Raw genomic sequence first — 20,522 nt, forward strand, 5'->3', positions numbered from 1 at the left:
TGCGAGGAGACGCGGACACAGAACCGGAGTGTACATGCAAGTACATGAGAATTCGAGCACCGCATCGACGAAGCAATTCGCCTCCTCAGCAAATTTGGAAAGAGGTCTATTGAACGTCTTCCTCGATTTAAGGGAGAGAATGATGGTGCAAGTATATAAAAACTTAAGGATAAGTTTATGAGTATTAATGACAAGGTTTTTATCATTGATAATAATGAAAGTCGTTGCGATAAGTTGTGCACAATACTGGATTTTATCGGTGAATCTACTGAAGTCAGTAAGTATAGCGAATGGCGCTTTATTGATATAGATCCCGACGTTATTCTTCTTGGTGCAAGCGAATCAATTCAGGAAACTATAAATGAGCTGGATACTTTAGCAAATAGATTCGCTAAAGTTCCAATTATTGTGGTGGGTCAAAAATTAAATAATGCTCAATGCCTCTTGCGCAATGTTGTCGCGTGTCTGGAATTCCCATTTACTTACGCTCAAATAATGGAATCTATGCATCAATGTCAAATTGCTAAAGAAGCAATAAAGTCCATTGTGATTAGCAATCATAAAAATCCATTATTACGCAGTCTGGTGGGTAACAGCGCCAGTATTCGTAATGTTCGCCGATTAATAGAGCAAGTTTCTGATACAGAAGCAAGTGTTTTAATCCTTGGGGAATCCGGAACAGGTAAAGAGGTAGTCGCACGTAATATCCATGCTTTGTCATCAAGAGGTATAAAGCCTTTTATCCCAATTAACTGTGGCGCTATACCGGGAGAATTGCTTGAAAGTGAATTATTTGGTCATGAAAAAGGTGCATTCACTGGTGCAATTACTTCCCGACAAGGACGATTTGAATTAGCGAACGGAGGGACTTTATTTCTTGATGAGATAGGGGATATGCCTTTGCCTATGCAGGTAAAATTATTAAGAGTATTGCAAGAACGCTGTTTTGAGCGAGTCGGATCAAATAAAAGTATCGATGTGAATGTAAGAATTATTGCTGCGACGCATAGAAATTTGGAAGAGGCGATTAAGGAAGGGAAATTTAGAGAGGATTTATTTTATAGGCTTAATGTATTTCCTATAGAAATGCCTCCTTTAAGAGAACGGGCAGAGGATATTCCTTTGTTATTTAACGAATTGATCGCACGGATTGAGAGTGAAAACAAGCCCAGCGTACGTTTAATGCCGGATGCGATGGCTGCATTAAGCCAGTACAGTTGGCCAGGTAACATCAGAGAGTTGGCTAACTTGGTGGAACGGCTCACTATTTTATATCCCAAAGGAATTTTGAGTAAAGAAGATTTACCACAAAAGGTGCGTGGTGAATATATGCCCTTATTTGCAGGATCTGATACATCCAACTCTGAACGAGAAGCTTTATTAGATGTGATAAATCAGGAGCAGATTTGCTCAGCAGAAGGCATAGATTTAAAAGAGCATTTGGTAAAAACCGAGTTAGCATTGATCAGTCAAGCATTAAATGAATCAGATTGGGTGGTGGCTCATGCTGCAAGCTACTTGAATATGAGACGTACCACTCTGGTTGAAAAAATGCGCAAATACGGACTTACACGTCCTGAGCGTGTTTGATTAATAGATAATTTCAGAAATTTAAAGTAATACATGATTACATATAAATCCCGGGTTCTGCTGTGCTTCACCCAGGTTCAATGTAAGTTTCAGATAAAATACTTATTGTTTGGTGTCATCAGCCTTTGATTCTTCTTTTGATTCTTTAGGATCAACTACTTCAATGGTTTCAATGGTTTCAGTGATCTCAACGGTTTCAACTGGTTCCGTAGGTTTAGCCGGTTCAGCAGCAGCCTTATTCTCCTTAACAGGTTTTTGGGTGGCCTCTTCTTTTGTTTGTTCTACTTCTTCTTGTTGTGCTCTATTTTCTTTATAGTTGTGAACGATTTCACCAACGCTCTTTTTTATATCTGTAAATAACTTGCTTGTCATTGAAGCTAACTCTTTGAGATCGGGTAGTTTTGATTTAAAGTCACTCATGTCTCACTCCATTTTAAATTAACATTATGTAATATTAATTAATTATACACCATTATCTAAAATTCATCCGCTCAGCCAGTATTTTGAATATTAAAAGTTTTTTGTTATTCACCATAATACTTCAACTGCTGAATTTGATTATTACCCCCATGGGTGCATAAACCGCATCGCTGGCTTAAGCAATTTATTCGCTAGAGACGCTTTGGATGGGACGGTTATTTTGAATGCTTTATAGCGTGCAATTTTTTCTATTAGATAGTCATCGCTTGTGCATAATTTATCTACAAGATGCAGATCAAAGGCATCTTTGGCTAACCAATGTTCCCCAGTAGAAACTTGCTCTATATTGAGTTGCTCCCGATGCTCAGCTACATAATTTCTAAAAATAGTATGTATCTTTTCCAGATCTTCCTGAGCTTTTTTTCTGCCTTTTTCAGTATTCTCACCTAACAGTGTTAGAGTTCGTTTATATTCCCCAGCAGTTAATAGTTCCACATCAACATCGTGTTTTTTAAGCCAACGATGGAAATTGGGTATTTGTGCTACTACTCCTATAGAGCCAATAATTGCAAAAGGGGCAGCAATGATTTGATTCGCAACACAGGCCATTAAGTAACCGCCGCTGGCGGCCATTTTATCGATACTTACAGTCAGAGGAATATTTTTATCACGAAAGCGTTGGAGCTGCGAAGCAGCCAGTCCATAGCTATTGACGATACCTCCAGGACTATCTAGACGAACTAAAACTTCATCGCCAGGTTTTGCGGTGCAAAGAATTGCAGTTACTTCATCCCTAAGTTGCTCTACCTGAGATGCTCTAATATCACCGTGAAAATCAATTACATAAAGTGTGGGTTGCTCCTCTTTATTTTTTTTCTTCTTAGGTACTTTTTGATCAAGTACTTCTTTGTTCATTATGGATATTATATGGTCATAATGTTTGTTTAGAGATGTAATCTCCAGTTTTGGCTTTGGTTTACGGCTCATAGAAAAAAAACCTGCAATTACTAATAGGCAGGCAATAACTACTGTTACTGATTTTAAAAGAAACATACCGTATTGACTTAAAAATTCCATTACTAACCTTAAAAAAAATAAAAACAAATTATGGCGATCAATAAGGCAGTTCGCAAGTATTTGATTAAGTATTTGAAGAGGTGTATTATTGGCCTATGCTTGATGTGATTAACCTTGATTTTGATTATCAGGATCAACCTTTATTAGATAAAGTAAGTTTTCATTTGCCCGCAGGAGGGTTACTTCATTTGCGTGGTAGAAATGGCGCAGGAAAGACAACCCTATTAAAATTAATCGCCGGTTTGTATTTTCCGCTTCAAGGTAAAATTCAATTTTTTGGACAAAATATAGCTAAGGACCACTCTGCTTATCAACGTCATGTATGTTTTGTAGGTCACAAAACAGGTATTAATCCTAATTTAACTTTAAAAGAGAATTGCTTTTTTGATCTTCATTATACTTCCTCATCACGTAGTATAAAGAAAGAAGGGTGTAATAACCTAGAGGAGCTCGCTTCAATTTTCACACTAGAACAGCACCTTGATGTTCCTTGCGGCTTATTATCCGCCGGGCAACGTAGGCAAGCGGGGTTACTGCGCTTGTGGTTTTCTAATGTTAAATTATGGCTTCTTGATGAGCCTTTAATCGCGTTAGATGATAAGGCCATCACACTGATTATGGATAAAATAGCAGTTCATCGAAAGCAGGGTGGCTCAGTTTTATTAACTTCTCACCAGCAATTACCGCTAAATTCCTCTGATTATGAGGAGTATTGTTTGTGATTTCTTCCTTTTCCTTATTTGCCAAACAATGTAAACGTGAATTGCTTATTCAGGTGCGACAAATCCGTTTTTTAATGAATTCATGTCTTTTTTTCTTAATTTTTCTTTTTATGTTCCCTCTTACTCTAAAACCGGAAGCCGTATTGCTTAAAGCCATAGCCCCTGGTTTAGTCTGGATGGCGATACTCTTGTCTTTTTTGCTCTCTTCAGAGCGCTTATTCCAACAAGATTACGAGCATGGTGTAATCGAACAATGGATTGTTTCCGGTCAGTCTTTGCCTTTGCTGGTTGGCGCAAAAATAATCGCTCATTGGTTATTTAATTTGTTGCCTTTGCTCATTTTATGCCCGTTGGTTGCTTTATTATTTTCATTGAGTGTTTGGGAAACAGAGGTGCTTGCACTTACTATAATTTGCGGCACTCCCGCGTTACTGTTTCTTTGTGCCTTGGCTGCTGCATTTGGAGTTGGAGTCAATCAGAAGGGGCTTTTGATGGCTTTAATTTTATTGCCGTTAACTCTGCCTTTACTTATCTTTGGAAGTGGCACTTTAAATATAGCCATGCACGGATTGCCAATTAGTGCCTATTTAGCCTTATTACTTGCAATGTCTGTAGTTGCTACAGGATTTTTACCCTATGCAATTGCCGGGATAATGCGTATCAGTCATGTTGAATAAGGTCTATTTCCATTTCTACTATCTTGGCCAAACTTCCTGATTTTCTGCGCACCGATGCTCACATACTCCATGTATGATTCAGAGTAAACGCATCTAATAGAGCACTATAAATCAAAATGCCTAGGTTAAGCTCTTTATATGTGTAATCCAGCACTGCTTTTGATGTGTTGTATATATGCCGTACAAGTATGTAAAAAATGAGGTTTCTTGTGTTAAAAATTAGATGCGTTTACCCTACATGTATGATTCTGAGTTTTGCGAATAAGGTGATACGTGTTAAAATCCGCTTTTTTTGATTTCAATTATTCCTATGTGGAAATTATTATATCAACTGGCATCGCCTAAGTTTTTTTATAATTTTATTGGACGCATTACTCCAGGTTTGGCAGTGAGCGCTTTAGTGACCTTAGTTGTTGGTATAATTTGGGGATTGGTATTTACCCCACCTGACTATCAACAAGGTGACGCATTCCGCATTATCTATGTGCATGTACCCAGTGCCTTTTTGTCCATGATGCTCTATGCCTGGATGGGTTTTTTAGCTGTATTGCTTTTGGTTTGGCGTATTAAAATAGCAGGTCTTTTAATTAATATTGTTGCTCAAGTTGGTCTTAGCATGGCTTTTCTTGCGCTGGTAACGGGAAGTGTTTGGGGTAAACCCATGTGGGGCACCTGGTGGGTTTGGGATGCTCGTTTGACTTCTGAACTAATTCTTTTATTGCTTTATGCTGGGATTTTAGCAACCCACTATGCGATAAAAAATAAAGATAATGGAGATAAAATTATTGCTATCTTAACTTTGGTGGGAGTTATTGATTTACCAATTATTCATTATTCAGTTTATTGGTGGAATACTTTGCATCAAGGATCTACTTTGTCAGTCTTTGCCAAGCCCAAGATTGATGCAAGTATGTTATATCCTTTATTGTTGACCATAGTTGGATTTTTTTTATACTGTCTGTGGGTTATTTTAGAAAAAGGACGCCATGAATTATTGCTTAGGGAAAAGAGGCAAGCTTGGGTCAAGATTCAATTTGAAGGGGAATTTAAATGAATCGATTTTTAGAGTGGTTGGCAATGGGGGGGTACTCCATTTATGTTTGGCCGGCTTACGGTTTGGTATGTGTTGTTTTAGTAATGAATTTATTAGGGATGAAATGGAAAGGAAAACAGACACGCCAAAAATTACAACAATGGTTTAAGCGATAAAAATGATTCCGGCACGCCGACGCAAGATAATGATTTTAGTATTTACCATGTCTATTTTATCCATCGCTGCAGCACTAGTTTTATATGCGCTGAGACAAAATATTAGTTTGTTTTATACTCCCACCCAGGCTGTAGCGGGTGAAGCGCCGCAACAGCATAATATTCGTATGGGAGGGATGGTTGAAGAGGGTTCCATTATTCGCTCGAAAAAGGGTTTGGATGTAGAATTTAAAATAACCGATTTTAATCAAACCATTACCGTAAAATACACGGGCATTCTTCCAGATTTATTTAGAGAAGGGCAGGGAGTAGTTGCTGAAGGGCAACTTCTTGATAATCAACATTTTCGTGCCTCGCAGGTATTGGCAAAACATGATGCGAATTATATGCCACCGGAAGTGAAAGCAGCTTTATCCCAAAAGGTACATTCATGATTGCAGAATTAGGGCTTTTTTCTTTGGTTTTGGCTTTGTTTTCTTCCATAATGCTTGCATTAATTCCACTTGCTGGATTGCGATTAAAACGTAGTAATTGGATAGATGCTGCAAGTACTTATGCAGTCTGCCAGTTTTTCTTTATTGCCTTATCCTATCTCTTCCTCACACTTTGTTTTTTAAAGGATGATTTTTCAGTAATTTACGTACTCAGTAACTCCAGCATTAACTTACCTTGGTTTTATAAACTTTGTGCTGTTTGGGGTGGACATGAGGGTTCCATGCTGTTATGGGTCTCTATTTTGAGTTTTTGGACGTTGCTGGTGGTTTTTTGTAGTACAGGTTTGGAAAAGGAAATGCGTACTCGTGTTTTAGTTGTTCTTGGTTGGTTATGTATTGGATTTATTCTATTTTTGCTGACTACATCCAACCCTTTTTTACGCCAATTTCAAGTTTTAGATACTCAAGGTCGTGATTTGAATCCCTTACTACAAGATCCGGGTTTTTTATTTCATCCGCCAATGTTGTATATGGGGTATGTAGGTTTTTCTGTTGCCTTTGCCTTTGCTATTGCAGCACTTTGGGCAGGCAGGGTAGAAGCCGGTTGGTCAAAGTGGACTAGACCTTGGACATTAGCTGCTTGGTGTTGTTTAACAGCAGGGATCACTTTGGGAAGCTGGTGGGCTTATCGTGAGCTAGGTTGGGGCGGATGGTGGTTTTGGGATCCAGTCGAAAATGCTTCTTTTATGCCTTGGTTAGTAGGTACTGCTTTATTGCATTCTTTGGCAGTAACTGAACAGCGCCAACAATTTAAAGCATGGACTATGTTGCTTGCAATTGCCGCTTTTTCTTTAAGCTTAATAGGTACTTTTCTTGTGCGCTCCGGTGTTTTGACTTCAGTTCATGCATTTGCCGTAGATCCACAGCGCGGATTATATATCCTAGGTTTTTTATTATTTGTTATTGGTGGTTCTTTATTATTATTTCTTTTTAGAGCACAAACCTTACATTCAGACAGCAATCCCAGTCCTTTTTCTAGGGAAAGTGCTTTATTATTAAATAATGTTTTTTTAGTAGTAATTATGCTCACTGTTTTAATGGGAACGGTGTATCCACTGCTTGTTGAAGGTTTAGGTCTGGGTAAACTATCTGTCGGAGCCCCTTATTTTAATTCTGTTTTCATCCCTTTAATGATTCCTCTGTTGTTATTGATGGGAATGGGTATTCATTTAAGATGGAACAAAGATGATTGGCGAAACATATTAAAAAAGCTATGGAGAACAATTGTTCTTAGCCTCTTAATTCCTTTGATTTTGTTACTTACTAGTACTAAAGAATTTAATGGTTCAGCCTTTATGGGATTGAGTCTGGCTTTTTGGGTGATTTTAAGTACATTTCAAGCCGCTTACAGACGGATCTTTGATCGTGGCTTATATCACGTAGGACAAGCTTTTTGGGGAATGATTCTCGCACATTTGGGAGTAGCAACTACAGTAATTGGTATTGCAGTTTCTACAGCTTATGGTGTGCAAGATGATGTACAAATGGAGCCCGGAAAAAAAGTATCTTTACTTGGTTATTCTATTGAATTTATGCACCAGGAACCGTTAATCGGGCCAAACTATAAAGGAACTAAAGCCCAATTCAAAATAAACTATCAGGGCAAGGCCAAGCTGATTTATCCTGAAAAAAGACTTTATACTGTGGGACAAATGGCTATGACTGAGTCCGCAATTGATGTAACGCCATTTAGAGATATTTATGTTGCTTTAGGTGAGCCATTAACTGATAACTCCTGGTCAGTAAGACTCTATTACAAACCTTTAGTTCGTTGGATTTGGGCTGGTGGGTTTATGATTTTAGCAGGTGGTTTTTTTGCACTGACAGATAGACGCTATTATCAAAAAAGACAGCAAGCAATAATTGGTGCCCAGGAGTTGAACGCATGAAAAAAATAGGATGGAAGGTGATTCCAATTACTCTTTTTTTGCTGCTTTGTGTTTTTCTTTGGCGTGGTTTATCCTTAAATCCGCATGAATTACCCTCAGTTCAACTTGGAAAGTCATTACCTCACTTTAGTCTCCCTGAATTGTATCATCCGAATTCTTTTTTTAGTTCCACTCAATTACATGGTCAGGTAGTTTTATTAAATATCTGGGCTAGTTGGTGTGCTGCTTGTGTCGATGAGCAGGCTTTTATGTTGCAATTGGCACGTGAAGGAATACCGATTTATGGGTTGAATTACAAAGACAAATCTACTAATGCCTTCCTCTGGCTGAAGCAATGGGGAAATCCTTATAAGCAGGTCATCCAAGACCAGGACGGAAAAGTTGCAATCGATTTAGGTGTCTATGGCGCACCAGAGACTTTTGTGATTGATAAGAAAGGAATAATCCGTTATCGGCATGCTGGAATTATGACTCAAGAGATGTGGTTAAAAGAGATTTCACCTTTAATGAAGAAGTTGGAGGATATTTCATGAGAATATACTCTATTTTAAGGAGTTTTTTGCTTTTTGTATGTTTACCCGTTTGGGCAAATAGCACTTATCCTTTGGATTCTGCTCAAAAGGAAGCTCAATTTAATCATCTGCTTAAAGACTTGCGTTGTCTGGTTTGTCAAAATCAAGATTTGGCAGATTCTAATGCTGAATTAGCTAAGGATTTGCGTAACCAGGTTTATCAAATGGTGAAAGAAGGGAAGAGTGATAGTGAAATCAGTGATTATCTGACTGCTCGCTATGGAGATTTTATCCTGTTTAAACCTCCTGTTAAGGCAGTAACTTTTTTATTGTGGTTTGGACCTATTTTATTTTTACTCTTAGGACTTGTTATTTTCTGGCGGACTTGTTTTGGAGTCCGAGAGAAGGAACATACATAATTGAGCGAGTTTTTTATGAATGAATGGTGGTTACTGGGATTATTAATAGGTCTAACTGGGTTAGCCTGTATATTCATGGTTTATCCATTCAGACGCCGTTTTATTGCCAGTCTGTTACTGATTCCTGCTATTTTTCTAGGAGTATTTACAGGTTATTTTTATTGGGGGAGCTTTGGAGGATGGCAAGAACATGTACATAGCCTTAACTCCCAGAAACAAGCTAAAAAAATATTGGAGTCGATTAAAAGTCCACACGAATTAATCGATAAATTGCGTGCGAAATTGGATGAGACCCCAAAAAGTGCTAAAGGCTGGTATCTTTTGGGACGTTTATACAGCAGCCAAAATGAAAAACAAAATGCTGTAAATGCTTTTGCAAAAGCATATCAATTTAATCCCGATGATGAACAATATGCAGTTAATTATGCGCATAGTTTGTGGGTACTGAATAATCAGCAATTTACTGAACAGGTCACCAAACTATTTAACCGATTATTAAAAAATAATCCAAATCAACCTGACGCATTGGCGATGCTTGCGATGGATGCTTTCGTAAGCCATGCGTATGAAGATGCAATAAGTTATTGGCAACGTTTGTTAAAACTAGCTCCAGAACAATCAGAAGAAGCTTTAGCAATTCGGAAAGCAATTGCTAAAGCTGAAGAGCATCTGCGGTTAAGAGATAAAAATCTGAATTGATTATTGCAATCGGATGGGAGTTAAGAATCGTCTGAAGTTTGTTCCCCTCTACTTGTTAGATTTTTTCCGAGAAACTACTAACTTAAATAGAGTTCAATGGATCACCTATTTATGAAGTAACGTGCCAAAAATGAGGCACGTTGTTGAATTTTAAGAATGGGGTGGAGACGATTTGAGATTCTAATATATATTCATGGTTGGTATATCATGGTGATTTAAATCATTAGACTTATCCTGTTTTGGAAGGAAAAATCCTCGCCTGAACCCTCCAAAAGTAGGTTTTTCTCCTTTATCTTGTATAACAACAGGAGCAACAACCGAAATTTGCTTTGTTGTATGTTTTTCTTTAGGAAGGGTATTCGCATCATGATATGCTTTGACGAAGCTTTTATGTTCATCTTCTGAAATAATGGAATATTTCTGTAATACATCTAAAATGCCATCTAATTTATTCTCATTAATGGTTACTGCAAATTGAGCATGATAATGGTTGTCATCTATTTTAAAATCATCTTGATGATATAAATAATGATCAGAGTCTTCACGATGTACAAAGCGATAGACACCCAACTCATTTGAACGTTCCATAAAGAAGTTATCGACTTCAGCACTAACGCAATCCATCTTAGAAAACAATATAATAAAAAGCAGACTAAGCTCATCTTTTACTGGTGGAAGCATACTTTGTTGCAGGCTTGATTTGGGATAAACAGTCAAGGTATTATCATACAAACTAAGATTAACTTTTTTACACAAATGAGTAAATGCTTTAGGCATGAAAATCTCCTAATTTCTATTTGAATTGTCTAAATTAAGCGCTTAAAGAATAATATATTTACATTAAGGTTTTATTAACAAATGACCATATGTAGTAAAAAATTATTTTCAAAAACTAGGTATGTTCCAATTCAGGATAAAATTACAATAGAGTGGATATAAGTTAATGACGCTTTCTTTATGAGGCGAAATACATTCTATTTGTAATGCAATTAATTTTAAATCTGCTAGTCTATAAGTAGGCATCAGAATTATAAGGAGAAAATGATGTATAAGAGGGTATTGTTTGCTACTGACTTTGATGAGGTTGGTATTATGGCAGCGCATAAGGCGAAAAAAATTGCTGATGAGAATGGCGCTGATCTGATATTAGTTCATGTCGTAGAACCTATTCCTGCTTATGCTTATCCTGGTTTTGCCGGATTTGCTGAAGTTGAATTATCTATTCGCGAGCAAGCCGAAAAAGAACTCAATGAGTTGGGTAAAAAATTGGGGGTAGATGCAAAACATCGATTTATTGAATTCGGCTCCACTAAAAATGAAATTTTAAGGGTCGCACAAGAGCGTCATATCGATTTGATTGTTACGGGAAGTCATGGTAAACATGGACTTTCTTTATTATTAGGTTCAACAGCAAATTCCATTTTGCATGGTGCTGAATGTGATGTTTTAATCGTCCGTTCTATACCTTCTGAGAAGCATTCTAAAGCATAAAAAACGAGTATAAAAGTGTAGCCTGGGGCGCAGCAAAGCTTACACGGGTTTATATTAATTTCTGTTTCTCCAGGTTTCACTTGGCTTCGTTTGGCTAAAAATGCTTCTAATAGTTTGTTGTAACGTTCTTACTATTTCTCAATAGAGCAGAAAACAAGTATACTACTGAGTTTCGAGTTACACGATTGAATTACTTATGGAATTGTTGCGCGGCATTCAACATTTTTCTGCGTTTGATAAAGGCGTGGTTGCTACTATTGGTAATTTTGATGGAGTGCATTTGGGACATCAAAATCTTATTAGGACGTTGGAACACAAAGCAAATGATTTAAAGTTGCCTGTAGTCCTAATCCTATTTGAGCCTCAGCCCAGAGAGTATTTCCAACGGGAGAAAGCACCAGCACGACTTTCCAGTTTAAGAGAAAAATTAGATGTATTACGCTCATGCCAAATTGATTATGTATACTGTTTTAAATTTGATAATACATTAGCGCAAACTTCTGCAGCTGAGTTTGCATATTCTTATTTGTTTTCTATGCTCAACGTGAAACATCTACTGGTAGGAGAAGATTTTCGTTTTGGCAAAAACAGAGAAGGTGATGTGAGCTTGTTGAAAAAGCTTGGTTCGGAGTATGCTTGCGATGTAAGTATTTATTCAAATTTTTGTATTAACGAAAGTAGAATCAGCTCAACACGAATTAGAACAGCATTGCAGCATGGTGATCTGAATACTGCAGCAAAATATCTAGGTAGACCTTATAGTATTTGTGGTCGTGTATTGCATGGAGACGGACGTGGTCGACAGTGGGGAATCCCTACGGCAAATCTTGCTCTGCATCGCTATTCTTTGCCTTTACAAGGAGTATTTGTAGTTCGAGTTCGAATTGCTTCCCAAATGGTGTATGGGGTAGCGAATATTGGACGTCGTCCTACAGTAGATGGCAGCACGAACATTTTGGAAGTACATTTATTTGATTTTGATCAGTCAATATATGGTGAATTAATGCAGGTGTTTTTCTTGCACAAATTGCGTGATGAGGTTAAATTCACTTCGGTGGATGCTTTAATTGCGCAGATTTATAATGATATTGCGGTGGCAAAAGAATTCCTCAGGAACTGTAATGAAAAGACCTCTATATCATAGTCACCAACAATTTAACGATTTCGCAGAGTACTCTTATGGCAGAATACAAAGATACATTAAATCTCCCTAATACTTCATTTCCGATGAAGGCAAGCTTGGCTACTCGAGAGCCCGAAGTTTTGGCCGCTTGGCAAGCAAAAAAAGTTTATGAAAAAATTCGTAAAGCTCGTGCTGGAAGTAAACATTTTATTTTGCACGATGGCCCTCCTTATGCGAATGGCCATTTGCACTGCGGCCATGCGTTAAACAAGATTCTTAAAGACATTATCATTAAATCCAAGTCACTCAGCGGGTATGACGCGCCATTTGTTCCTGGTTGGGATTGCCATGGGCTGCCTATTGAACTTAATGTAGAGAAAAAAATAGGGCGAGTCGGTGATAAGGTATCTGCGCGAGAGTTTCGTGCCAAATGCCGTGAGTATGCTGCCAGTCAAATCGATATTCAGCGCGATGAGTTTCAACGACTGGGAGTTTTTGGAGATTGGTATAATCCCTATGTCACCATGGATTTTCGTTATGAAGCCAATATCGTTCGCGCATTGGGTTTGATGATCAAAAATGGTCATTTGCACCAAGGTTTTAAACCAGTACATTGGTGTATTGATTGCGGTTCTGCTTTGGCTGAAGCTGAGGTTGATTATGATGAAAAATCCTCACCTTCTATTGATGTTGCTTTTATTGCAGTGCACCCTGAAGAATTTATTGATTTGTTTAAAAAAAATGTGGAAATAAAGTCAGTTAGTCTTCCTATTTGGACTACGACTCCTTGGACTTTACCTGCTAATGAAGCAGTATGCTTACATCCCTCGATTGATTATTCTTTAGTCGATGCAGTTGATTCTTATTTAATACTTGCCACCGATTTGGTTGAATCTACTATGGCTCGTTACGGAGTGAGTCAATATACAGTTTGTGGTTCGGTAAAAGGAAAGGTTTTTGAGCATTTAAACTTAAAACATCCTTTTTACAGTCGAGTTGTTCCAGTGGTGTTAGGTGAGCATGTAACTACTGAATCCGGTACTGGATGCGTACATACTGCTCCTGCTCATGGACCAGATGATTATCTTGTTGGTCAAGCTTATAATTTGCGTTTAATTAATCCCGTTAAAGGAAATGGCTGTTTTGCTGATGATGTTGAATTATTTGCTGGGCTTTCTGTATTAAAGGCCAATGACACAATTTTGGGTGTTTTGGCTGAAAAAGGAGTTCTGTTAGCGAAAGAGAATATTAGACATAGTTATCCTCATTGTTGGCGACATAAATCACCGATGATTTTTTTAGCGACACCTCAGTGGTTTATCTCCATGGATAAAGCTCAGTTAAGAGAACATATTGTCAAAGAAATTGATAAAGTGACTTGGATGCCTGATTGGGGTAAGGCTCGTATTAGCAATATGGTTGAGAATAGGCCTGATTGGTGTATATCAAGACAAAGGGCTTGGGGTACACCTATGCCCTTATTTGTGCATAAAACGACTCGTGAATTGCATCCTAATACATTGGATCTTATTGAACAAGTTGCGTTGCTTATTGAGAAATCTGGCATTGATGCTTGGTTCGAGATGGATGCAAAAGCGCTTCTGGGAGATGATGCCGAATTATATGACAAAATTAACGACACTATGGACGTGTGGTTTGATTCTGGTGTCACTCATTTCTGTGTTTTACAACAAAATAAAGCGTTATCTTTCCCTGCAGATATTTATTTTGAAGGTTCAGATCAGCATCGCGGCTGGTTCAACTCTTCATTAACCACTTCCGTGGCTATGTATGGTATTGCTCCTTATAAAATAGTATTGACTCATGGCTATACTGTGGATGCCGAGGGTAAAAAGCTTTCTAAATCCAAAGGGAATTATGTTGCTTTGGATAAGTTAGTTAACCAACATGGTGCGGATATTTTACGTTTATGGGTAGCTTCTACAGATTATCGACATGAAGTGAGCATTTCAGATGAAATTATTAAACGAAATGCAGACGCTTATAGAAGAATTCGTAATACAGCTCGTTTTTTATTAGCAAACCTATTTGATTTTGATCCCGCAGTTGATAGCGTACCTGACAAAGATCTTTTGGAGTTGGATAAATGGGCATTAAAGCGCAGTCAGCTTTTGCAAAAAGAAATCATCGAAGCTTATGAAAGCTATCAATTTCATATTATTTACCAGAAACTTCATAATTTCTGCGCGGTAGATATGGGAAGTTTTTATCTTGATTTGATTAAAGACAGGCAATATACCACCGCAAAAGAAAGCAAAACCAGACGCTCTTGCCAAACTGCAATGTATCACATCATTAGGGCATTTACTCTTTGGCTGGCACCTATTCTGTCATTTACAGCAGAAGAGATAGGGCGCTATATACCTGGTTATAATCAAGAATCAGTCTTTACTGAACTTTGGTATGATGCTTGGCCAAAGTTTGATGATGTTATTATGGAAGATTGGGATGAGTTACATTTAATTCGTGATGAAGTGAATAAAGCTTTGGAAGAGACACGTCAAAAAGGCGAAATTGGCTCTGCTTTGGCTGCAGAAGTCACTTTATATGCGGATAATCAAGTATTACCTAAACTAACTCGATTGGGTGAAGAGTTGCGCTTTTTGTTAATCACATCAGGTGCGACAGTACATCCTATGAATTCAGTTCCAGCAGGTTTAGCGACTACAGCATACGGTGTTTCTATTGTCGTTTCGGCAAGTCCACATGAAAAATGTGCTCGCTGTTGGCACAGACGGCCTGATGTTGGTCAAAATACCCAACATCCTGAGCTCTGCTTACGTTGTGTCAGTAATATTAGCGGTCAAGAGGAAATGAGGCAATTTATATGAGAAAATGGCCATGGTTTATACTCAGTCTTGTCGTGATTGTTTTTGATCAAGCAAGTAAGTACCTGGCGAGTGTTTTTTTAACTCCATATAAACCATTACCTGTTTTTCCAATGCTTAACATGACTTTGGCGTATAATTCTGGCGCTGCTTTTAGTTTTTTAAGCGGTGCTGGAGACTGGCATAGATGGTTTTTTGCTGGTTTTAGTCTTATCGTGAGCATTATACTCGTTGTCTGGTTGTATCGTACTGAAAGTCATTCTAGATTACTTTTAGCAGGGATTAGTCTTATTTTAGGTGGGGCAGTTGGTAATCTGATCGATAGAGCTCTTAATGGTTATGTAATTGATTTTATTGATTTTTATTATAAACATCATCATTTTGCCACTTTTAATCTAGCGGATAGTGCGATATGTATTGGCGCAGGCTTTTTCCTTCTGGACTTGTTGATTAATAGAGAATGACTCAGTATAAACTAAGTGAATTTGGAGATTGGGCAATCTATCAAAAAGTGAGATATCTTCTGATGGAGCTTAGCTCATCAGCTCTTCGCGGGTGTTTTTAATGTTTGTAACTCTTGTGTCTCATTAAATAACATTGCTACAGTATGTGTTTCAGCGTATTCCTCTGCTTTTCCTACTAAAATACTTACTACCCGAGTAGTGTCGTTCTCCTTTACAGCCTCATTTAACGACTCAAACATTTCTTTATAGGTTTTAGAGAAAAGACATAATATCTTATGAAGAAAATTCTTTTCATGTTTCTGAATAAATAGAGCCGTAGCATGAAGAATAGCATCCTTGGATTCACCAAGTGCCAGATTGCGTATTTTCCCTACATCTTCTTGGATTTTTACTCCGATTTTTTCAGCATCTGCTTGAGTATTTCTTATTCCTGCAAGCAAAGCGTCAATTTTTTCTTCAGGTGATTTTGGATCGATATGTTTATCCCCATGAGGAACTGTTTTGACTGCATGATCAAGCATTTTCTTAAAGGGCTCGAGTAAACCATCGGTCTCAACCCCTAGATCATTTAATGCTAATATTTTTGTATGAATCTTTTGAAGATGAAGGACATATTGTTTCTGAACATCTAAATGTCGTTGAAATTCATTAATCTCACCAACTACCACATCAAGTATATCTGCTTTTATACCTTTAGCTGATTTAATCTGCGACTGATGTGCTTTCAAAGCTTGGATATCTTTTTTTTCTATATCTTTGAGCTGGCTAAATTCAGTTTCAATCTCCGCAATAAGCTTAGTAGGATTTTTGTATTCTATTAATTGAACTTTTAATTTATTTAAAGCGAAACAATTTTCCCGAATAAGCATGTTTATAGAGAAAACATCACTTGGAGTACCGCCTATAACATTAGGGAGAATAATAGAGAGACCTCCCGTAAGTTTTCTGGATAAATCGCCATGCTTTGCATTAAAAAAAGGTTGCCAATGTTTTCTTTGATCAGACTTTATTTCAAGATCATCCATAAGCTGGTTGAACTGTTCCTGAGTTTGGTAATGCGCCCAAAATACATCCATTGCATTTTTTGGAGATTCGCTTAAGATCTGCCTCAATTGCATCATCCGTTCGATTCTAGCTTCACGTTCTTTTATAGACGCCAAATTAGTCTTAAATTGTTCCTTAGCGCGTAGTTCAGGTGTTAATTGTTGTAAGGCACCATTATGTGATGATTGAATATTTTTTAACGAACCTCCATGTGCCTTTGCTAATTGAGTAAACCTATGTTCTATTTCCTGCTTTATTTGCGTTATATTTTCTAATGCATCTCTAGGAACTAGGGGGTTAGATAATTGGGTTTCAAAAAAACAGGCCATGCAATAAAAAGCAAGCAAAACATTATGATTCATTTCGGGATCATCCTGTTTGTATGCGTTGAACCATTCGTTGAAACTTTCAAGAATGCTCTTCACCAGATCAAGTTTAGGAAACTTTACTCGATTAGTAAAACCATTGATAAATCCATCACTTAGATGAAGTAATAGGTTATTAATAGGTTTTTTTTCTGGATGACTTTCTTTCAGGCTTATATCGCGTATTGTTGCAATTGCTGCCAGAAAAAAAAGAAAGTGCTGCCTTTTCTTCAGAGGGAGTTGTTTTTGCAAATTTTCTTCAATGAATTTTAACTGATTCGCAGGAGGCTCGTTTTTAACGTTGCTAATAAAAGGATTAAATGTTTTGTCCATAGACGCCATAAATTTATCTAAATTTACATTTTTCTTTTCCGGACTAAAACTTAAAAGCTTTCCTCTGGTAGTAACTAAAGATTCTTTTGAAAACATAATGGGTCTATAATTAGTCGTAGTGGATACTTTTATTATAATATGATTATATTAAGACAATATGAGGCAATAAAAAATATCTCAAATCATGCATTGCCTCAAATTACTTATTACCGAAATGAATGGGCTAAAAATAGTGGGTTACTTAAATAAAAAATCAATGTCCTTTTTAAATATTTTTCTCTCTATTTTTTTTCAAAAACGGGCATGTCTTCCAAGTACTCGTTGTCTAAAGTTTCTTTTACTTTCTCTTGTAATCCCTTAAATTGTTTTGCAATTTCTTTTTTATTCGAAGGTTCATTTGTTATGCCTAGTACTGCTTTAATATTATTCAAACTTGTTTCAGTGGTTTTCTCTGTTAGAACCTTTTTTAGCTCATTGAACATTTTTTTATAGGAAGGTGAAAAAATAAGTAAAAGCTTATGTCCCCATGTATTTTCTTTGGAGCTGACAAACTGATTCACCAGTTTAATCGTACTCAATTTGTGATTACTTGACGTGTTTACTATATGATTAATGCTCAATTCGATGCCCTCTACATTTTCAAGCGCTCTACCTATTGAAGAATTTAAGGCAGCAATTTTTTTTGCGGTTGGTAAATCAGGAGGTAAAGGGTGTTTCATGTAGCTAAGTGTATTAATTACTTCATCTAAAAGTAATCCAAAAGTTTTTTCTATGTCAGTACAATTTACATGCTTCTTCAATAGTTCCATTTTTTCATGAATATTTTTAAGGGAAGCAATGATCATTTTTTGCTTTACCAGGTTTTCTTTAAGTTCTTCTATATCGCCATTTATTTTTCCTAGTGTATCTATTGTTGTTTCTCCCTTCATACTGTCTAGAAGTTGTTTATCGAATGAATCAATTTTAATCTTTTTAAGACCCGCTAAGGTTTTTAAATTTTTTTCTATACTATCAATGAGTTGAGAAGGTTTTTCCTCATCAGGAATTAATTTTTGTTGTTCCGCGCGAATCGCTTTTAGAGGCTTTTGAGCGGACTCACATTTGCAAAGGAGCACTTCTAAAGAAATCATATCACTTTGAATGCCTCCCATAAATTCAGGGAGCCCCCAATTTCCTGTCCACAAGATTGACATGACTTGCTCTGCATATGATCCATGCTGATATCTAAAATACTCTTGCCATCCAGATTTTTCACTTTCCGTCAGCTCAAGATCGGCCATAAGCTGATTGAATTTTTCTTGGGTATTATACTTTTTCCAGAATTCACTCATTTTATCTTCTATGTTTGCCGAAGGTTGCTCTTTTAACAATTGGTGTAATTTAAGGAGTCGATTAAATTTTTCTTGTGGGAAGTTATTTATTTTTTGATGAAGTTCTTCTTGTTGTTTTTGTAGAAATTCTAATTGTTCTTTGAACTGCTGATATAAAGTAACTTCTTTAGGAAGTAGTACTTGCAAGGCACTACTTACTTGCTCCGAGCGAGTGGCTTGTTGGGTAGATAAATCAACACGTGAATCGCTGAGTTCATTTTCCAATTTGATTTTTAATTCATTAAATTTATTAGCTACCAATGTTTTTATGGTTGTCATTTCATCTTTAATTCTTTTAGGTACTATGCGATAGCTTGATAGTTTTTCCTCAAGTGAACATGAAACAGCATAAAGTGCCAATAAAATTTCGTGTTGGGTTTGCATGCCTTGATTGATGTCAAAATTTTGTATCCAATCCTTCATTCCTTCTATAAGGTTGTTAATTGCTTCTTCATTAAGTTTTAATCCAAGTCCTATAGAACCAAATCCATGAACCCACCCGTTGCTTAACCCAGATAATAGTTTATCAATAGGTAAAATTTCAGGATGATTTGCAGGAAGATTTTGTTTACGTTCTAATGCCAAAGTCGCTAAAGTAAAAACTAGAGTCCAAGTTCGTTTTTGGCTACTCTCATGCTCCATTTTAGCAGCGATACCTCCTTTTTTTTCTTTCATTTCCTTAGTGATATGCTCTAATTGTTGAGTAAGTGGCAATAATTTGCATTGTTCAATAAATCTAATGAACGCATTTTTGATGCCTAGTTTATACAGGTCGAAAGCAGGATCTTTTTTAGTTTGCCCGTTATACGAGGAGAGAATAATTACTGTTCTATCTAATAGAGCATCAGTGAGCATAATCAGGACATTAAAGTTACTATATTATATTATAGGTTACTCAACCTTAAGGATATATTATCTATCTTGGGCAAAGTTAAGTTGAATTCTGATCTTTACAAATAAGACATATTGTTACGCCAAAATGCTTGTTGTAAGCGAACTGAGCTGTTTTGTATCAGGATTATGTATACTTACTGCTGCTACGGCAGGTAAATTAAGAAAATGCTCTGCTTCTTCCCATTCAATTTCAGCTGGGAATAATTTTAGATGTGGAAGACATTTATTCAAAAGAGTACAAAAAGCCAAATCAGCTGGGAAGGGGCGGACATGTATATAGCCAAGACTCATCACTGCCATTGCTTCTGAAATCGTCGCAACCCCTGGTAAGTAATTAAGCGAGTAAACACTTGCTGTTTGGGCAATGGCGGGTAAATAACCAGGACTGGTGGCAAAATGTACATTTGCTTGATAGCAATTTTCAAGCTGTTGTGTATCAATTACTCCACCGGCACCAATTTTAAGCGAAGGATAATGAGTAACTGCCTGATTTAATAATTTTTGATCTGTTGAATTAATTTCAACTAAATCGAAACCGGCCGATTTTATTTGCTCTAACCGTTCAAACAAAAAATTATCTACATCCAGGGATATAATTACAGATTGATTGCCCAGTAACTTATCTAAGATCATAGTGAGTCCTATGGTGATGTGTAGCGCCACCCCTTAGGGCTGACGCTATATATTTTTTAGTAAACTTTGTTTCAAATTGGTTAAATCACAAAACTTAATGTTAGAAGAGTTGGTTTGTGTTGGCAAGTATATTAGTGATTCTTATTTGAAATAAATTAGGGATATTCATTAGTTTGAAAAAGAAAATTATGGTGTTTAAAGTATGCTCCGAGCATCCTATAGATAATGCTCGGAATATGGGTGAACTG

General features: G+C 36.9%; 20 protein-coding genes. 14 read left to right on the forward strand and 6 right to left on the reverse strand.

Annotated features, from left to right (window positions below):
* The first annotated feature begins 177 nt into the window (after positions 1–177).
* The gene (locus Ltuc_RS03725; RefSeq protein WP_058519989.1) at positions 178–1,590 is read left to right on the forward strand and encodes a sigma-54 dependent transcriptional regulator; all 1,413 of its coding nucleotides are present in this window, start codon (positions 178–180) and stop codon (positions 1,588–1,590) included.
* Positions 1,591–1,692: 102 nt separating this feature from the next.
* Here Ltuc_RS03725 and Ltuc_RS03730 read toward each other — a convergent pair whose 3' ends face one another.
* Entirely contained in the window at positions 1,693–2,010 is a 318-nt protein-coding gene (locus Ltuc_RS03730) for a hypothetical protein (protein ID WP_058519990.1), read from the reverse strand.
* Between the two features lie 141 nt (positions 2,011–2,151).
* Complete coding sequence (gene sohB / locus Ltuc_RS03735; protein WP_058519991.1) at positions 2,152–3,087, reverse strand: protease SohB; 936 nt, start codon at positions 3,085–3,087, stop codon at positions 2,152–2,154.
* A gap of 95 nt (positions 3,088–3,182) precedes the next feature.
* Between sohB and ccmA the strand changes: the two genes are divergently transcribed.
* From ccmA to Ltuc_RS03780, 9 genes are all read left to right on the forward strand, one after another.
* The gene (gene ccmA, locus Ltuc_RS03740; protein ID WP_058519992.1) at positions 3,183–3,809 is read left to right on the forward strand and encodes a heme ABC exporter ATP-binding protein CcmA; all 627 of its coding nucleotides are present in this window, start codon (positions 3,183–3,185) and stop codon (positions 3,807–3,809) included.
* Positions 3,806–4,486: a heme exporter protein CcmB gene (ccmB, locus tag Ltuc_RS03745; RefSeq protein ID WP_058519993.1), complete on the forward strand. Its 681-nt coding sequence runs from the start codon at positions 3,806–3,808 to the stop codon at positions 4,484–4,486. Before ccmA ends, ccmB begins: the two co-directional genes overlap by 4 nt.
* Positions 4,487–4,796: 310 nt before the next feature.
* Positions 4,797–5,540, forward strand: a complete 744-nt coding sequence (gene ccmC, locus Ltuc_RS03750) for a heme ABC transporter permease CcmC (protein ID WP_058521594.1) — start codon at positions 4,797–4,799, stop codon at positions 5,538–5,540.
* A complete protein-coding gene (gene ccmD / locus Ltuc_RS03755; RefSeq protein WP_058519994.1) occupies positions 5,537–5,695 on the forward strand; it encodes a heme exporter protein CcmD in 159 nt (52 codons plus the stop codon). Before ccmC ends, ccmD begins: the two co-directional genes overlap by 4 nt.
* Positions 5,696–5,697: 2 nt before the next feature.
* A complete protein-coding gene (ccmE, locus tag Ltuc_RS03760) occupies positions 5,698–6,129 on the forward strand; it encodes a cytochrome c maturation protein CcmE (RefSeq protein WP_058519995.1) in 432 nt (143 codons plus the stop codon).
* Entirely contained in the window at positions 6,126–8,078 is a 1,953-nt protein-coding gene (locus Ltuc_RS03765) for a heme lyase CcmF/NrfE family subunit (RefSeq protein WP_058519996.1), read from the forward strand. The genes ccmE and Ltuc_RS03765 overlap by 4 nt, the downstream gene beginning before the upstream one ends.
* Positions 8,075–8,611: a DsbE family thiol:disulfide interchange protein gene (locus Ltuc_RS03770; protein WP_058519997.1), complete on the forward strand. Its 537-nt coding sequence runs from the start codon at positions 8,075–8,077 to the stop codon at positions 8,609–8,611. The genes Ltuc_RS03765 and Ltuc_RS03770 overlap by 4 nt, the downstream gene beginning before the upstream one ends.
* The gene (locus Ltuc_RS03775) at positions 8,608–9,009 is read left to right on the forward strand and encodes a cytochrome c-type biogenesis protein (RefSeq protein ID WP_058519998.1); all 402 of its coding nucleotides are present in this window, start codon (positions 8,608–8,610) and stop codon (positions 9,007–9,009) included. Before Ltuc_RS03770 ends, Ltuc_RS03775 begins: the two co-directional genes overlap by 4 nt.
* Before the next feature lie 15 nt (positions 9,010–9,024).
* Positions 9,025–9,708: a tetratricopeptide repeat protein gene (locus Ltuc_RS03780; protein ID WP_058519999.1), complete on the forward strand. Its 684-nt coding sequence runs from the start codon at positions 9,025–9,027 to the stop codon at positions 9,706–9,708.
* A gap of 180 nt (positions 9,709–9,888) precedes the next feature.
* Here the strand turns inward: Ltuc_RS03780 and Ltuc_RS03785 are convergent, their stop codons facing one another.
* Positions 9,889–10,485, reverse strand: a complete 597-nt coding sequence (locus tag Ltuc_RS03785) for a hypothetical protein (protein ID WP_058520000.1) — start codon at positions 10,483–10,485, stop codon at positions 9,889–9,891.
* A 267-nt stretch (positions 10,486–10,752) separates the two neighbouring features.
* Here Ltuc_RS03785 and Ltuc_RS03790 point away from each other — a divergent pair, with 267 nt between their 5' ends.
* From Ltuc_RS03790 to lspA, 4 genes are all read left to right on the forward strand, one after another.
* The gene (locus tag Ltuc_RS03790; protein WP_058520001.1) at positions 10,753–11,199 is read left to right on the forward strand and encodes a universal stress protein; all 447 of its coding nucleotides are present in this window, start codon (positions 10,753–10,755) and stop codon (positions 11,197–11,199) included.
* A 196-nt stretch (positions 11,200–11,395) separates the two neighbouring features.
* Positions 11,396–12,343 (forward strand): bifunctional riboflavin kinase/FAD synthetase, encoded by a 948-nt coding sequence (ribF, locus tag Ltuc_RS03795; protein ID WP_058520002.1) that lies wholly within the window; start codon positions 11,396–11,398, stop codon positions 12,341–12,343.
* A gap of 35 nt (positions 12,344–12,378) precedes the next feature.
* A complete protein-coding gene (gene ileS / locus Ltuc_RS03800) occupies positions 12,379–15,174 on the forward strand; it encodes an isoleucine--tRNA ligase (protein ID WP_058520003.1) in 2,796 nt (931 codons plus the stop codon).
* The gene (lspA, locus tag Ltuc_RS03805; RefSeq protein ID WP_058520004.1) at positions 15,171–15,635 is read left to right on the forward strand and encodes a signal peptidase II; all 465 of its coding nucleotides are present in this window, start codon (positions 15,171–15,173) and stop codon (positions 15,633–15,635) included. The genes ileS and lspA overlap by 4 nt, the downstream gene beginning before the upstream one ends.
* Before the next feature lie 77 nt (positions 15,636–15,712).
* Here lspA and Ltuc_RS03810 read toward each other — a convergent pair whose 3' ends face one another.
* The 3 genes from Ltuc_RS03810 to Ltuc_RS03820 form a co-directional block, all read right to left on the reverse strand.
* Entirely contained in the window at positions 15,713–17,473 is a 1,761-nt protein-coding gene (locus Ltuc_RS03810; protein WP_058520005.1) for a hypothetical protein, read from the reverse strand.
* A gap of 185 nt (positions 17,474–17,658) precedes the next feature.
* Positions 17,659–19,602: a hypothetical protein gene (locus tag Ltuc_RS03815; RefSeq protein ID WP_058520006.1), complete on the reverse strand. Its 1,944-nt coding sequence runs from the start codon at positions 19,600–19,602 to the stop codon at positions 17,659–17,661.
* A gap of 114 nt (positions 19,603–19,716) precedes the next feature.
* On the reverse strand, positions 19,717–20,274 hold the full coding sequence (locus Ltuc_RS03820) for a beta/alpha barrel domain-containing protein (protein WP_058520007.1): 558 nt from the start codon (positions 20,272–20,274) through the stop codon (positions 19,717–19,719).
* Between the last annotated feature and the right edge of the window lie 248 nt (positions 20,275–20,522).

Source organism: Legionella tucsonensis, from assembly GCF_001468035.1.
GTDB lineage: Bacteria > Pseudomonadota > Gammaproteobacteria > Legionellales > Legionellaceae > Legionella > Legionella tucsonensis.

Bases quoted from the DNA above. Each gene is read 5' to 3' on its own strand.
- Ltuc_RS03725 (WP_058519989.1), top strand. From the start codon at position 178: ATGAGTATTAATGACAAGGTTTTTATCATTGATAATAATGAAAGTCGT.
- Ltuc_RS03730 (WP_058519990.1), bottom strand. From the start codon at position 2,010: ATGAGTGACTTTAAATCAAAACTACCCGATCTCAAAGAGTTAGCTTCA.
- sohB (WP_058519991.1), bottom strand. From the start codon at position 3,087: ATGGAATTTTTAAGTCAATACGGTATGTTTCTTTTAAAATCAGTAACA.
- ccmA (WP_058519992.1), top strand. From the start codon at position 3,183: ATGCTTGATGTGATTAACCTTGATTTTGATTATCAGGATCAACCTTTA.
- ccmC (WP_058521594.1), top strand. From the start codon at position 4,797: ATGTGGAAATTATTATATCAACTGGCATCGCCTAAGTTTTTTTATAAT.
- ccmD (WP_058519994.1), top strand. From the start codon at position 5,537: ATGAATCGATTTTTAGAGTGGTTGGCAATGGGGGGGTACTCCATTTAT.
- ccmE (WP_058519995.1), top strand. From the start codon at position 5,698: ATGATTCCGGCACGCCGACGCAAGATAATGATTTTAGTATTTACCATG.
- Ltuc_RS03765 (WP_058519996.1), top strand. From the start codon at position 6,126: ATGATTGCAGAATTAGGGCTTTTTTCTTTGGTTTTGGCTTTGTTTTCT.
- Ltuc_RS03770 (WP_058519997.1), top strand. From the start codon at position 8,075: ATGAAAAAAATAGGATGGAAGGTGATTCCAATTACTCTTTTTTTGCTG.
- Ltuc_RS03775 (WP_058519998.1), top strand. From the start codon at position 8,608: ATGAGAATATACTCTATTTTAAGGAGTTTTTTGCTTTTTGTATGTTTA.
- Ltuc_RS03780 (WP_058519999.1), top strand. From the start codon at position 9,025: ATGAATGAATGGTGGTTACTGGGATTATTAATAGGTCTAACTGGGTTA.
- Ltuc_RS03785 (WP_058520000.1), bottom strand. From the start codon at position 10,485: ATGCCTAAAGCATTTACTCATTTGTGTAAAAAAGTTAATCTTAGTTTG.
- Ltuc_RS03790 (WP_058520001.1), top strand. From the start codon at position 10,753: ATGTATAAGAGGGTATTGTTTGCTACTGACTTTGATGAGGTTGGTATT.
- ribF (WP_058520002.1), top strand. From the start codon at position 11,396: ATGGAATTGTTGCGCGGCATTCAACATTTTTCTGCGTTTGATAAAGGC.
- ileS (WP_058520003.1), top strand. From the start codon at position 12,379: ATGGCAGAATACAAAGATACATTAAATCTCCCTAATACTTCATTTCCG.
- lspA (WP_058520004.1), top strand. From the start codon at position 15,171: ATGAGAAAATGGCCATGGTTTATACTCAGTCTTGTCGTGATTGTTTTT.
- Ltuc_RS03810 (WP_058520005.1), bottom strand. From the start codon at position 17,473: ATGTTTTCAAAAGAATCTTTAGTTACTACCAGAGGAAAGCTTTTAAGT.
- Ltuc_RS03815 (WP_058520006.1), bottom strand. From the start codon at position 19,602: ATGCTCACTGATGCTCTATTAGATAGAACAGTAATTATTCTCTCCTCG.
- Ltuc_RS03820 (WP_058520007.1), bottom strand. From the start codon at position 20,274: ATGATCTTAGATAAGTTACTGGGCAATCAATCTGTAATTATATCCCTG.